The organism is Clostridium gasigenes (assembly GCF_017348895.1).
GTDB lineage: Bacteria > Bacillota > Clostridia > Clostridiales > Clostridiaceae > Clostridium > Clostridium gasigenes.
In genome coordinates this window covers 2,995,943-3,010,202 of the sequence record NZ_CP071376.1, presented here as the reverse complement: position 1 = coordinate 3,010,202, position 14,260 = coordinate 2,995,943, and the positions used below count along the sequence as shown (strand labels likewise).

Genomic DNA, 14,260 nt, shown 5'->3' with positions numbered 1-14,260 from the left:
GATTTCTACTCAACCTCTATAAAAATTGCACCATATTATTTTACATTGTCTTTAAACACTATATTATTAGATTTTTACCGTTAATTACTTTTTCACAAAAAACTATGCTAGAAATTGATAAGAATTTATTAGATATTTTAGATAGTGAAACTATCGCATTAAAAACCGATTTAACTGCTGAGCAATTAAAACAACTAATTATATATAATATTGAGTCTGCTATTGGTCTAAAAAGTGTTCCAATAAGCAATAAAGCAACTGCTATATAATGCCCAGCGAGTGATGGTGAAGTGGAACTTTGTCCTGAAAATATTAATATATACCCAATTAAATAAACTAATCTACCTAGAAATATCCCTTTAACTATTTCTTCTGATTTACATTCTATAAATCTCATAAATTTTCTCCCTATCTTTAAAAATATCATATACTTTTTCAGCTGTTGTTGATTTTTCCACCCCTGGTAAACCCTCTATTATAATCAATTTAGTTGCCATCTTTTATCCCCCTTCATTTTATACTCTTTTTAGCGTTTAATAAGTAGATTTTAATTATTATCAAATTCTTTTTTTGCTTTTTCTAATATCATAGTAATAAACTTATTCTTTCCATTTGTGTATTTAGCTCTATCATTTTCGTGTTTTATTGCTAATTCATTTTTTAACTTTGAGTATTCATCTATATATTCATCATATTTTTTAAGATACTTTCTGAAATAAATATGGTTTTTCCATATGTTTGAACCATATACTTCTATATGTAAGTAGTGTGTTCTTCTTTCTTCACTCCCTTTAGAAAAAAAGAGTCTTCCATCAACACCAGCATTATCTCTATATTCATAACCTACACTTTCTAACAAACTCCTAAAGTTATCTACAACACTTAAAGACTCAACGCCTACTGCAATATCTATAATAGGTTTAGAATCAAGACTTTCTATAGATGTGCTCCCAACATGTTGAATATTGAAAAGGTACTCTCCCATTATTGAACGCAATACTTTTTCTTCTTTAATATATTCCTCTTTCCAACAAGAATCATATGGAATTAATTTTACACATTTTCTCGATAATCCAATCATATCAACACCCCCTTTTTAATTTTTCTAAATTCTCTCTTAATTTTTTATTTACTACGACAACTATCTTACTCCCTAGGGGTCCTTCTCCTAAAATATTTACAAAAAATAATTAATTGCATATTTTTACATAATTAACAAGTGTCATTCTTTCATTTATAAATCTTAGCTCACCGACTTTTACATAACCCAATTTTTCATATAGGTGACAGTTGCCCTTTTCCTGAAATATTGTATCCAAAATCCATTTGCTTGCATTTGGATAATAACTTTCTATTTGTTTTAATGCTTCTTTTGCAATTCCTCTATTTTGGTACTCTGGAAGAACAGATAAAGCCGAAATTTTATATGTCATTTCCCCAAATTCCATTACTCTAACCCAGCCAACATTAATGTCATTCAGTTGAAAAATATATGCTGTGGTATTGGCTCTATCAATCTTCGCTTTAATTACCTCAACGCTTTCCATCGCAGGATTCACATCATAGTCATGATATCTATCAAGCAATGGTTCAAATGATTTTTTCTGTATATTGTGAACAATATCTGCAATGTCGCTTGAAATCTGTATTACCCTTAGCATCTCTACTCCTCCCGTTATATATAAACAATAATTTTTTCGTCTTAATCTACAATTATACTCTATTATTTTTTTATATATTATTTTTACTTTCTAACTACAGTTCCCTACTTCGTTCTTTTATTATACCCTATCAAGTTAAACATTGTAATATATTAAGGTAATTATGTTATTAAATGTATATAATATCCCTGTTCTATAAATCAATAACAATAAAAAAAACGATGATAAAGTTTAATCCTTATCACCGTTTTCTATATTAGATATTTTATAATTCTATTTTAATTACATCATTAATTTACACATATTATTTGCAAACTCCATTGGATCTTCTATAGTTAATCCTTCTATAAGTAATGCTTGATTATATAATAAATCTGTAAAAATGTTTAGCTTATCTTTATCATTTTCATAAGCAGCTTTTAGCGATTTAAACACTTCATGATTTACGTTTATTTCTAAAACCTTATCCGCCTTTGCAGCTTCGTTATTTGGCATAGCTTTTAGAATCTTTTCCATTTCAATTGAAAGCTCCCCTTCATTTGATAAACATACAGCATGATTTTTTAATCGCTTTGATGCTTTTACATTTTTCACTTTATTACTTAATATATCTTTCATAGCTTTAAACAATTCTTCATTTTCCTTATTATCAGCTTCAGATGTATTTTCATTTTCATTTGCTTCTATACCTAAGTCACTACTTGATACAGATTTAAATTCTTTTTCTTTATAATTCATTAGAATTCTTATTGCAAATTCATCTATATCATCAGTAAAGTAAAGTATTTCGTATCCTTTATCTAAGACACTCTCTGTTTGTGGCATCTTTTTAATTCTTTCAACTGATTCACCAGCCGCATAATAAATATACTTTTGATCTTCTGGCATTCTTTCTATATATTCAGCTAAAGTTATCATTTTTCCTTCTTTTGAAGAATGGAACATTAATAAGTCTTTTAGAATATCTTTATTAGCGCCATATTCATTGTACACACCATATTTTAATGTTCTTCCAAAAGACTCATAGAATTTTTCATAGTTCTCTCTATCATTCTTTAACATATTTTCTAATTCATTCTTTATCTTTGTTTTTACATTCTTAGCAATAAGCTTCAATTGTCTATCATGTTGTAATATTTCTCTTGATATATTTAATGATAAATCTTCCGAATCTACAACACCTCTAACAAATCCAAAATAGTCTGGCAATAAATCAGAACACTTATCCATTATCATAACACCACTTGAATATAGTTCTAAACCTTTTTCATATTCCTTAGTATAAAAGTCGTATGGCGTTTTTTCTGGAATGTATAAAACTGCATTATAACTTACTGCTCCATCAACACTTATATGAACATGACTTAAAGGCTTATCAAAACCATAATGTTTTTCGTTATAGAAATTTTCATAATCCTCTTTAGTAAGTTCTCTTTTATTTTTTCTCCATATAGGAACCATACTATTAACAACTTGCTCTTCTATATGCTCATCATATTCATTTTCTGTTCCTTCTTTTAATTCGCTCTTAGTTATATCCATTTTAATTGGATATCTAATAAAATCAGAATATTTCTTTATAAGTGCTTTTAGTTTGTACTCATCTAAATATTCATCATAATTTTCATCTTCTGTATTTTCTTTTAACTTAAGTATTATTTCTGTACCAATAGAATCTTTTTCGCAAGGATTTATTGTATAACCTTCTACCCCTTTAGATTCCCACATGTAAGCTTCATTACTATCAGCTGATTTACTTATTACAGTAACTTCATCAGCTACTAAAAATGATGAATAGAACCCAACCCCAAATTGACCTATTATGTCATGACCATCTTTAGCCTCATTATCTTTTTTAAATTGTAATGACCCACTTTTTGCTATAACTCCAAGATTATCATCAAGTTCTTCCTTAGTCATTCCTATTCCAGTATCTGAAATCTTTAATGTTCTATTTTCTTTATCCATTGTTATTTTTATAAAATAATTATCTTTTTCAAATGTTAAAGAATCATCTACTAATGCTTTATAATAACTTTTATCAATTGCATCACTAGCATTAGAAATAATCTCCCTCATAAAAATTTCCCTGTGTGTATAAATTGAGTTAATCATAAGGTCTAGAAGTCTTCTAGATTCTGCTTTAAATTGTTTTGTTTCCAAATTAACCTTCTCCTTTCCCATTAAAAACTATTTTCTTTTTTGTCACTCTACCATTAAGAGTGCTAATAATAATTATTATATACCCATTTTAAAATTGATGTCAACATATAATTTCCCTCTTATTTCCTATTATAAGCACAATTAATGTGACTTCAAAAAAATAACTAGTCAAATTCTGTTTTATTTTCTTTCAAACTCCTAATACCCAGCACCAGATCATCTGTTTTTTATTCTTTTTATATTTGTAAACTTATTAATTGATAAGTACACTTCTTAGTTCTTCTACTGTATCAACAACAATATTTGCGCCTGATTGTTCTAACTCTTTTCTGCCTCTAAACCCCCATGATACTCCTATAGATTTAACTTCGGCATTCTTAGCGGTTTGCATATCTACATTTGAGTCCCCTACATAAACGCACTCTTCTTTTTCTAATTTAAACTCATTCATTACTTCAAAAATAGTTTCTGGATTTGGTTTAACTTGATAATTTTTTCTTTGCCCAAAGACGATATCTATTTTATTATTAAAATAATTTTTAACCATTTCTATTGTAAACTCATGTGGCTTATTTGAAACTACTGCCAGTTTAATTCCTAATCCTCTTAATTCATCTAAAAGTTCACAAATACCTTCATAAGGTTTTGTTTCATCAACCATATGTTCTAAGTAATAATCATCATATAATTTTAATACCTTATTAAATAGGTCCTCCGTATAATCTTGTTTTGGAATTATTCTCTCTATTAATTTATATCTTCCATCCCCAACAAATTTCTTGTATTTATTAACCTCATAAGTGCTAAGTCCACACTCTTTAAGAGCATAATTACAAGCATTTGCAAGATCCTCTAACGTGTCTAATAATGTACCATCTAAATCAAAAATAATCGCCTTATACATTTTTCATCCTCCTTAGTCATATTCAAAAATTCAACATATAAACATGTCTTAAATCATTCCACCATCTATTCTTATAATTTGTCCTGTTAAGTATTTACAATTATCATCACATAAAAATGATACTGCTTTTCCTATTTCTTTTGCATCACCAAATCTACCCATTGGTATTTCCTCTTCTAAAGCTTTCCTTTCTTCTTCGCCTAAAAAACTATTCATTTCAGTTTCTATAACTCCTGGTGCTATTGCATTTACCCTAACTCCAGATAGTGCTACTTCCTTTGCAAGAGCCTTTGTAAACAAGTTTAAGCCACCTTTACTTGCAGAGTATAAAACTTCACATGAAGCTCCAACTTCCCCCCACATTGAAGATATATTAACTATATTTCCACACCCTTTACTAATCATATGAGGAAGCACATGTTTACTTAAATACATTGCACCTAAAAGATTAGTTCCTATAATAGCATCTATATCCTCTTCTGATGAATCCATAAATAATCCTATTTGTGATATTCCTGCATTATTAACTAAAATGTCTATTTTACCAAACATTTTTATTGCTTCATCAATTATTATTTTTGACTTTTCAAACGAAGATATATCACCCTTCAATAATTTTGCAGAGCCACCATTTGCAATTATTTCTACTAATGTTAATTCTGCTCCATTATCATCCTTTGAATAATTTATTATTACAGAAGCGCCATCCCTGCTTAATTCTAATGCAATTGCTTTACCTATTCCTCTTGATGCGCCTGTTACTAATGCTACTTTTCCTCTTAAGCTTCCCATTTTTTCATTTACCTCACTATCTTTACTATTTCAAAATTATTATCAATTAATATTATTTTAAACATTCTTTCATTACTCTTTTTACATTGCCAAAAAATATTTTTTCTATTTCATCATCATTAAATCCATTTTTATTTAAAGCATAAGAAAGCTTTCCTATTTCTCCTATATTATCAATTTCAACTTCATTTTCTATTCCATCAAAATCTGTTCCTAAAGCTAAAATATCTATTCCACCAATATTTTTTGTATGTTTAAGATGTAAAATCATATCTTCAATTGTAGGAATTTCTTTTTTCCCAAGAAATGCTCCGCAAAAGTTTAATCCCATAACTCCACCTTTATTTGCAAGCTTTACTATCATATCATCAGTTAAATTTCTTGAATGATTTGTTATAACTCTTGCATTTGAATGAGTTGCTATAAATGGCTTTTTGCAAATATCTATTAAATCATAAAAACCTGCATCTGATAAATGAGAACAATCTGGTATAATTCCAAAATGCTCCATTTCGGTTACTATTTCTTTTCCTCTTTTTGTTAGTCCTTTATCTTTATGCTCAAAGTTACTATTAGGATATCCTATACTATTTGGGAAATTCCATGTTAAAGTTATAAACCTTATTCCAAGGTCATACATTTCCTTAACTCTCTCAATTTTTCCTTCAAGAACTTCACCTTCTTCAATTGATAAAAAAGCTCCTATTTTCCCATTATCATTAGCTTTATCTAATTGGTCTAAATTTCTGACTATAACTATATCCTTTGAGTTAACTTCTATTTCAGCAATAAGATTACTAAAAATTCTTTTGAATTCACTATAAGGATTATCTACACAATCTAATTCTATAAATGTTGCAAAAACCTGCGCTAATGCTTTTGATTTTTTTAATTTCTCTATATCTACCTTACAAATACTTTTTTCTAATTTTAAATTCTCATGAAATAATCTAAGAGCTGTATCACAATGTAAATCTATTGAGTTCATAATTATCTTCCTTCCTTTGTTTTATTTTGCATTTTATTTCTAACTTCATCTTCCATTCTATATCTTTCATTTCTTACCCATAAAAGATAATCATCAATTTTTTCAGGTCCACCAATAACTTTTCTTCTAACCCAAAGAATTCCTGTATCTTGTGCTTCTACACTCCACTTTATTAAACTAATTTCTCCATTTTCTATTTCTATAGATGTCATAGAATCTGGCAACACACAACATCCATCATTAAAATATGGTGGCTCATTTTTCTTTGGGAACCTACTATTATGAGTGTGTCCACACAATAACATTTTGCTATTACTTTTTGCCCATCCCTTAAGCTGTCTATCAATTTTATTACCTTTAGTGTTACTCTTTGCAAGGCTTGTGGGATCTTTAAATCCCGCTATACCATTTAAAAACTTCCACACATATCTAACTAAAAATCTATTAATCATCCATCCAGTAGAGTTCATAAAATCTCCTTGATTACCATGGGTAACTAGAAATTTTTCTGAAACTTCTTCATATTTAAATGTTAATGCTTCATAAAATTCTATATCTTTAATAAATTTTAAAAAATTTTCCCCATAAGCTGATCCACATTTTCTTAAAGACCTATATTGGCTGCTATAAAAACTTTCTCTTTTCTTTATTATATCATGATTTCCATATATTATATAAAGTCTATTTTTGTCTTTAAATTTATTTAATATTTTAAAGACATTTTCATAGGCATATGCAATATCTTTAAAATTCTTATTTTTCCAAAGTTCATCGCCATCTCCAACTTCAACATAAGTAAATCCTTGCCTAAAATAATATCCTAAAGCTGTTTTATAAATATTTCTATTTGATAGTAATGCATCAAAAAATGTTCCGTCACCTCTATGAACATCTGAAATAAATACTATTTTATCTTTATTATCAAATTTAATTTCTTTTGAATTATTATATAAATATTCTAATTTTTTTATAGACATATTACGCTCCATTAATTATTATTATCCAATTTATAATATGAATTAGCATAGCTATATGCTAATTATTAAATAACTGATATTTTCATTACAAAATAAAAAAATAAATATATATAAAATAATAGTATTTTGTACAAACTAAACCTATCTAAAAAAATATTGGGCAACTAGACAACAATATTAAAGATATAATCTTTATTTAGTATTTTTTTAAAGCTATCTTAAAGGAGATTTTAATGTGAAGAATAACATAAAGAAATTCATAGTTTTTATGATAATCATTTTAATTTTAGACCCACTTGGAAGCACTTTAGTTTTTGCTGATGAACCATGCTCATTACCAGAGGAGGCAGCTTCAACCTTAAATGATACTTCACCTACAAGCGATGCCCTCAAATCTGAGTTTGACTGTTTAATTAAGGATTTATTTATTAAAAGAAATATTTCAATTGTTTCTGGAGATTGTGAAGAATTAAAAGATTTTTATGATTTAAATGTTAAAGTAAGTCAATATGCCTATGAAAGTGAAGTTAAAAAAGCCCAATATCTTATGAACTGGTCTGGTAAACAGTCTGTTGTTTTTAAAAATTTAGATTCTATTGTAAAGGTACGAAAAGTTAAAGAAAAAGAACCAGGATTATTTGGAGTAATTTGTGATGTAATTACTGAATTCAACTATTATTATACTGATTCACCGCAAGTAATAAATACTTTCAGACTTGGAACTAATCACTATCTAAATCTGAAAAAAACTGAAGATAGATATATTATTACAAAAGAATGGTACACTGACCCCTTTGCCGATTCTCTTAATTTAAATAATATTAAAACAGAAGAAGTAAAAAAATATATTTTATCTAAAGAAGCTCCAGCATATACTTCTAGCGAAAAAGTGCAAAAAGCTATTGATTATGCTCATACTTATTGTGGTGCATCTAAAGATGAAAATTTTATATTTAAGTATAATTCTTCAAAATATAAAAACCATAACCCAGATGGAGGAGATTGTGCAAATTTTGCTTCTCAAATTCTTCATGAAGGCGGTGGGCTTAAAAAAAATGGAACTTGGAATTATGCAGGAAAAAATGGAACAAAAGCTTGGCTCAATGCACAAGGGTTTAAAGGATATATGCTTGGAAGTGGCAGAGGCTCTTCTATAGCAAAAGGTAGTTACCAACAAGTTTATAAAGCAGCCTATAATATGCGTCCTGGAGATTTTGTAGCTTATGAAAGAAAAGGTCGTATTGTTCATATTTCAACTGTAACTGGATTAGATTCTAAAGGTTATCCTTTAGTAACTTGTCATAACACAGATAGGTTGCTTGTTCCTTATGATTTAGGTTGGAGTAATGAAAATATAACCTTCCACTTAGTTCATACACATTATTAAATATATAAGTAAAGGGACTGCTATAAATCTGATAGTCCCTTTACTCATACTTATATATAATTTTTTATCTATAAATTACATCACCTAACCTTGGAACATGTTGCATTTGTATTTTTTTATCATTGTATAAAAATTCAACCCCATCTATCCAATTACCATTATACTCTCTTTGTAATATAGTTTCTTCAAGACTTACAGTTGTGATTTTTCCACCAGTTGATCCTTGCAGATATGACCAGATCCAAGTTTGACCTTTAACTTTAAGTTTATCATAATCTACTATTCCTTCATTCTCTTTACTTTCCTTTAGATTAATAATAGCTATATCTTTGCCATTAATATTTTCAATTCTAATAAACTCAATAGGTAATCCTAAAAAACAGTTTTTTGATAAACTATATACAATATGCCTTAGTTGATACATTCTTGGATCTTTTTCTGTTGTTTTAGGCACAGATTTTTTTATCTTTATCTCTTTTTCATAAGTATCGATATTAGATGTATATATATTGAAATAATCTACCTCTACCTCCGGTTCCTTTACTTCTTTCTTCTTTACTTCTGGTTCTCTTACGCCTTGCTTCTCTACTTCAGTTTTATTTGTTTCTTCTTTCTTTACTTCAGTTTTATTTACTTCTTCTTTCTTTACTCCTGTTAGCTGTTTACTACTACATCCAGTTAAAAATACAAATAACATCGTTGTTATCAAAAATATTTTTATAACTTTACCTTTCATTCATAATACACCCCTTTATATTCCTAATTAAATCTATAAATCTATAAATCTATTAAGACCTTATAAACAATTCCCTTTGTCTTTATCATAATATATTATTCGATTTAAATAGTGTAAATTTCTTTAGCAAAGTTTCAAAACATATTTTTTTTAGAAACACCTAATCAAAGTTACTGATACAAAGGTGCCAATCACTTTACTTATATTTAAACATAACCCTACATACAATTATAGACTATAGTGTATAATAATCAGATCAAAACCTATCTCCTCTTGTAAAATCTCATAAGTTAATATAAAATCATTTTTTCAATTTCATTACATAAATATAATTCTATCTTTTACTTTGCTTAAATTAATTTCTATAACATCTTCTTTTGTATATTTAATTGCATTATCTATTAAATTAATTAAAATTTGTTCCATATCACTTTTTATTGCTACTATATTAACATCTTCTAAATCTGTTTTTATAAATAAATTTAATATTATACCAATTATAGTGAAGTTATTACTAAATTGTTTCCTACAAAAAAAGAACTATCATTTCTGAAAGTTCCTTAGTAAATCTGACTAGTTATTTTGCGAAGTTCCCTAACTGCAATATATTGGTATAATATTAAATCACTCACATACAGCTTCATTTTTATATTCATCTATTGATTTTGCAACAGCTTCCATAAGTTTCTTTTGATAAACTGGATCAGATAACATTTTATCTTCATTCCAATTACTCATAAATCCCATTTCAAATATTACAACTGGCACTTGTGACCAATTAAAGCCTGTTATATCTGGTCTTTCAAAAACTCCATTAACCTTTATTCCAGAAGTTTTCAAAGTTTTTTCTAATATTTTTCCATACTTATTACTATCTTCAAAAATACATTTAGTATCTTTTCCATTTTTAGATGGCACTAAAATTGTTGCACCAGTTTTTCCGCTATCATTTAAGCTATCACAATGTATTCTTATCGCTAAATCAGAAGTGCACTTATTTGCAACTTCTGCTCTCTCTGCATTACTTATCCTTACATTATGACAATCTCTTGTCATGACTACTCTATAACCTTTGTTTTCTAAAATTTCTTTTAAAATTATAGAGGCTTCTAAATTAACTATATACTCAGCTTTTTTAGTTGCAACTCCCGCTGTTCCAGATGATACTCTTGCTTTTCTTTGACCTGATCCTGGCGCTATCGGTTCTGTTTTACTATCACCTTTTTCTTGATGACCTGGATCAATACAAATAGTAAAATCTTTGTTATCCACTGTATCATTTTTTACCATTAATGCATTTGGAACTACAGTAATTAGATTTGTAACTATTAATATTGATAATATCATTGTACTTATTATTTTTTTCATATTTTCCTCCTTAGATTAGCTAAAGGACATTTAAATAAATAGTGAGTCAGTATTATAATCTATTTTTCATCATACTTTATCGGCAGATACCTCTGATACTTCACTAGCAAATTGCTACCGCTCTTTGCCATTTCAAAAAAATATCTATGGCATAGTTGACTTGTTATTTATTTTTACATCCCTAATTACACCTTATTAATAAGTTGCCCTAAGGATTATTTATTATTCTATAAACTAAAAACCCCAACAGTCATATTATATACTATCAAGGTTTTTATTAATGCAATATAATTAAAATTTAGTTAATTTTTTCTTTTTCCAAAATTGATGTACAGTTAGGACAGCGGACTGCCTTAATTGAAATTTTAGTGAAACAAAACTGGCAATCCTTTGTAGTTACTTCTTTCTCTGTTTTATTTGCTTGTTTCTTACCAATATTGCTTAATTTATTCATAGCCTTAACTAGTAAGAAAATTAAAAATACCATAATTAAGAAATTAATTACTGCTGTAATAAATGCACCATAACGAATATTAACATCAAATACTGTTAATACTAAATCGCTAAAATCTTTTTTTGCAAATAACCCTATAATTGGTGAAATTATATCATCAACCAAAGATTTAACTATTCCTTGAAATGCAGCACCTATAATAACACCTACTGCTAAATCTAGTACATTTCCCTTTAGTGCAAATTGTTTAAATTCTCCTAAAATTTTTTTCATTACTTATTCCTCCTTTGTATCTTCCAATACATTTTCTATATATCATTATCATCTTTTCCTTTGAATAATAATTTATTTTTAGACGACCTTAAAATATACTTGTTTCATTTATATCTAACATCAATAAGAACATTCTAAAAATATTATGTCCTAATAGTAAAAAAATATTACTTATTATATAATAATAAGTAATATAAACCAATTTTTATCAAGCTATTTTTAGTATTGTACATTTTTCAAAGCTAATCCATGAGCATGAGCTGTTGGGCCCGCTTCTGATCTTTGCTTAGCTTCAAGTATTTTTTTCATATCTTCAAACTTTTTAGTCCCAAGGCCTATTTCTATAAGTGTTCCTGTAATTATTCTAACCATATTCTTTAAGAACCCGTTTCCGTTAAACTCCATTTCTATGTTTCCATCATTTTCTCTAATGTTTATATAGTTAATAGTTCTAACAGTTGCCTTACTCTTATTTTTTAATGTTGTAAAACTCATGAAATCATGTGTTCCAACTAAAATAGCAGCAGCTTTTTGCATTTGCTCAATATCTAGCTTTTCTGGAATATGACAAGTATATTTCTTATTAAATACATTTCTATATTTATTATTATTAATTCTATAAACATAAGTTTTTGAAATTACGTTATATCTAGCATGAAATCTTTCACTTGTATCTTTCATAGCTTTAACCACTATATCTTCTGGTAAGTATTCACATAGATAATCTAACATTTCTTCTACAGTTTTTTCACAATTTGTTGTAAAGTTTGCTATGTAATTTTCTGCATGAACTCCTGTATCCGTTCTTCCACAACCTATTACTTGAATTTCCTCTTTAGTCATTTTAGCTATTACACTTTCTAATTTTTCTTGGATTGTTGCAATATTTCCTTTTTGCGTTTGCCATCCTTTATATCTTGATCCATCATATTCAATTTCTATTTTTAAGTTTCTCATTTTTTTATCCACCTTCACTTGTTTATACTAGGCACTTTCAAAAAAATATACTATCGAATTGGTCTTTTTTTTAAAGCACCTAAATAATAATTTATTATTTAGACATTTTTTCAGATGTCTTAGTCTACATTTTTATATTTCTAATTTAAGAAAGCCCTATACGGACTCCTTATTATAACTCATTAATTACTAATTAGCTAATTATTATTTATTAACTATCTTATACGCTTATTTCTTTTAGATACCTTATATATTCAATATTAATTCTACTGGACAATGGTCTGATCCTAAAGTTTCACTATGTATATCTGCATCTTGGATTTTCTCTTTTAATATCTGTGAAACACAAAAATAATCAATTCTCCATCCTGCATTTTTTACTCTTGCATTAAATCTGTATGACCACCAAGAATATCTTCCTTCTGCCTCTGGATAAATAAATCTAAAAGTATCTACAAATCCTGATTTTAAAAGTTCTGTAAATTTATTTCTTTCTTCATCTGTAAACCCTGCATTTCTTCTATTAGGCTTTGGATTTTTAAGATCTATTTCTTTATGGGCAACATTTAAATCACCACACACTACTACTGGTTTACTTTTTTCAAGATTCTTTAAATGATCTCTAAAAGCGTCTTCCCAAACCATTCTATAATCTAATCTTAAAAGCTCTGCCTTTGAATTTGGAGTATATACAGTTACCATATAAAAATCTTCAAACTCTAAAGTAATAACTCTTCCTTCAGTGTCATGTTCTTGTATTCCAAGCCCATAGCTATGACTTAAAGGTTTCTTTTTAGTAAATATTGCAGTACCTGAGTACCCCTTTTTTTCTGCATAATTCCAATATTGATGATATCCTTCTAATTCTAAATCTATTTGTCCTTCTTGTAATTTACTTTCTTGAATACAGAATATATCTGCATCTACTTCATTAAAATAATTTAAGAAGTCTTTTTTAACACAAGCTCTTATTCCATTAACATTCCATGATATTAATTTCATATTCCCATCTCCTTTTTACCTTTAGTTATTTCCTTTATTATAACATTTATACCATTGAATGAATAGAAATTATATAATAATTATTATTGACTTACCTAGCTTTTGTCTATAAAAAAATATCTAGTAAATAACTTTTAATTATTTACTAGACATTTAAAATCTTTCCTCTATTTTATTCTATCTACACCCTTAGGTCTCTGAAAGAAAATAACCTTCTAACCTTCATCTAGATCAAGATCTTAAAAACTAAAACCCACTTGATTATTATAGTTTTAATCCCCCTTTTACTCTATCTCCAAATTCTTTACAAGCCTTAGTTGAATCAATAGGATTGAAACTAAAGTCATTTTCTATTTTAGGATCCATTAACTGTACAAACAATTCATATTCTACATTTTTACCACTAGATAAAGTATCATATAATTCATGAGCACCAGATCCCTGCATGAACAACTCTTTCTGGCATTCTCTCTATCAAAATTAGCCATTTCTTCAATTAAGTTTATATCTTGTAATAAAACTGGACCATTTTCTCCAACAGTTAATGAACTTGTATCATTAGTAATTGGCTCTCCTGTATTTCTGCCCATATACTTAT

16 protein-coding genes are annotated in these 14,260 nt (G+C 27.7%); 1 reads left to right on the top strand and 15 read right to left on the bottom strand.

Annotation, left to right across the window (positions count from 1 at the left end):
* Nucleotides 1-58: 58 nt before the first annotated feature.
* From J1C67_RS14020 to J1C67_RS13985, 8 genes are all read right to left on the bottom strand, one after another.
* The gene (locus J1C67_RS14020) at nt 59-397 is read right to left on the bottom strand and encodes a hypothetical protein (RefSeq protein ID WP_167867282.1); all 339 of its coding nucleotides are present in this window, start codon (nt 395-397) and stop codon (nt 59-61) included.
* Between the two features lie 150 nt (nt 398-547).
* Nucleotides 548-1,081, bottom strand: coding sequence for a GrpB family protein (locus J1C67_RS14015; protein ID WP_167867283.1), 534 nt, complete (start codon nt 1,079-1,081; stop codon nt 548-550).
* 109 nt (nt 1,082-1,190) lie between these two features.
* Complete coding sequence (locus tag J1C67_RS14010; protein WP_167867284.1) at nt 1,191-1,661, bottom strand: GNAT family N-acetyltransferase; 471 nt, start codon at nt 1,659-1,661, stop codon at nt 1,191-1,193.
* Nucleotides 1,662-1,943: 282 nt separating this feature from the next.
* Nucleotides 1,944-3,824: a molecular chaperone HtpG gene (htpG, locus tag J1C67_RS14005; RefSeq protein WP_167867329.1), complete on the bottom strand. Its 1,881-nt coding sequence runs from the start codon at nt 3,822-3,824 to the stop codon at nt 1,944-1,946.
* Nucleotides 3,825-4,077: 253 nt separating this feature from the next.
* Nucleotides 4,078-4,728, bottom strand: a complete 651-nt coding sequence (locus J1C67_RS14000) for an HAD family hydrolase (protein WP_167867285.1) — start codon at nt 4,726-4,728, stop codon at nt 4,078-4,080.
* 48 nt (nt 4,729-4,776) lie between these two features.
* Nucleotides 4,777-5,520 (bottom strand): elongation factor P 5-aminopentanone reductase, encoded by a 744-nt coding sequence (gene ymfI, locus J1C67_RS13995; protein ID WP_089971361.1) that lies wholly within the window; start codon nt 5,518-5,520, stop codon nt 4,777-4,779.
* A gap of 52 nt (nt 5,521-5,572) precedes the next feature.
* Nucleotides 5,573-6,508, bottom strand: a complete 936-nt coding sequence (locus J1C67_RS13990) for a dipeptidase (RefSeq protein ID WP_167867286.1) — start codon at nt 6,506-6,508, stop codon at nt 5,573-5,575.
* A gap of 2 nt (nt 6,509-6,510) precedes the next feature.
* The gene (locus J1C67_RS13985; protein ID WP_167867287.1) at nt 6,511-7,485 is read right to left on the bottom strand and encodes a metallophosphoesterase; all 975 of its coding nucleotides are present in this window, start codon (nt 7,483-7,485) and stop codon (nt 6,511-6,513) included.
* A gap of 235 nt (nt 7,486-7,720) precedes the next feature.
* Between J1C67_RS13985 and J1C67_RS13980 the strand changes: the two genes are divergently transcribed.
* Complete coding sequence (locus tag J1C67_RS13980; protein ID WP_244980252.1) at nt 7,721-8,872, top strand: amidase domain-containing protein; 1,152 nt, start codon at nt 7,721-7,723, stop codon at nt 8,870-8,872.
* A 64-nt stretch (nt 8,873-8,936) separates the two neighbouring features.
* Here J1C67_RS13980 and J1C67_RS13975 read toward each other — a convergent pair whose 3' ends face one another.
* From J1C67_RS13975 to J1C67_RS19910, 7 genes are all read right to left on the bottom strand, one after another.
* The gene (locus tag J1C67_RS13975; protein WP_167867288.1) at nt 8,937-9,608 is read right to left on the bottom strand and encodes a hypothetical protein; all 672 of its coding nucleotides are present in this window, start codon (nt 9,606-9,608) and stop codon (nt 8,937-8,939) included.
* Between the two features lie 624 nt (nt 9,609-10,232).
* Nucleotides 10,233-10,976, bottom strand: a complete 744-nt coding sequence (locus J1C67_RS13970; RefSeq protein ID WP_167867289.1) for an N-acetylmuramoyl-L-alanine amidase family protein — start codon at nt 10,974-10,976, stop codon at nt 10,233-10,235.
* Nucleotides 10,977-11,274: 298 nt separating this feature from the next.
* On the bottom strand, nt 11,275-11,703 hold the full coding sequence (gene mscL / locus J1C67_RS13965; protein ID WP_167867290.1) for a large conductance mechanosensitive channel protein MscL: 429 nt from the start codon (nt 11,701-11,703) through the stop codon (nt 11,275-11,277).
* Between the two features lie 219 nt (nt 11,704-11,922).
* Nucleotides 11,923-12,660, bottom strand: a complete 738-nt coding sequence (gene truA, locus J1C67_RS13960; protein ID WP_175490869.1) for a tRNA pseudouridine(38-40) synthase TruA — start codon at nt 12,658-12,660, stop codon at nt 11,923-11,925.
* 246 nt (nt 12,661-12,906) lie between these two features.
* The gene (locus J1C67_RS13955) at nt 12,907-13,662 is read right to left on the bottom strand and encodes an exodeoxyribonuclease III (protein ID WP_167867291.1); all 756 of its coding nucleotides are present in this window, start codon (nt 13,660-13,662) and stop codon (nt 12,907-12,909) included.
* 264 nt (nt 13,663-13,926) lie between these two features.
* The gene (locus tag J1C67_RS13950) at nt 13,927-14,109 is read right to left on the bottom strand and encodes a catalase (RefSeq protein WP_207253518.1); all 183 of its coding nucleotides are present in this window, start codon (nt 14,107-14,109) and stop codon (nt 13,927-13,929) included.
* Nucleotides 14,052-14,252 carry a catalase gene (locus tag J1C67_RS19910; protein WP_207253517.1) on the bottom strand — a complete coding sequence of 67 codons (201 nt, stop codon included), beginning with the start codon at nt 14,250-14,252 and terminating at the stop codon, nt 14,052-14,054. Before J1C67_RS19910 ends, J1C67_RS13950 begins: the two co-directional genes overlap by 58 nt.
* Nucleotides 14,253-14,260 lie beyond the last annotated feature (8 nt).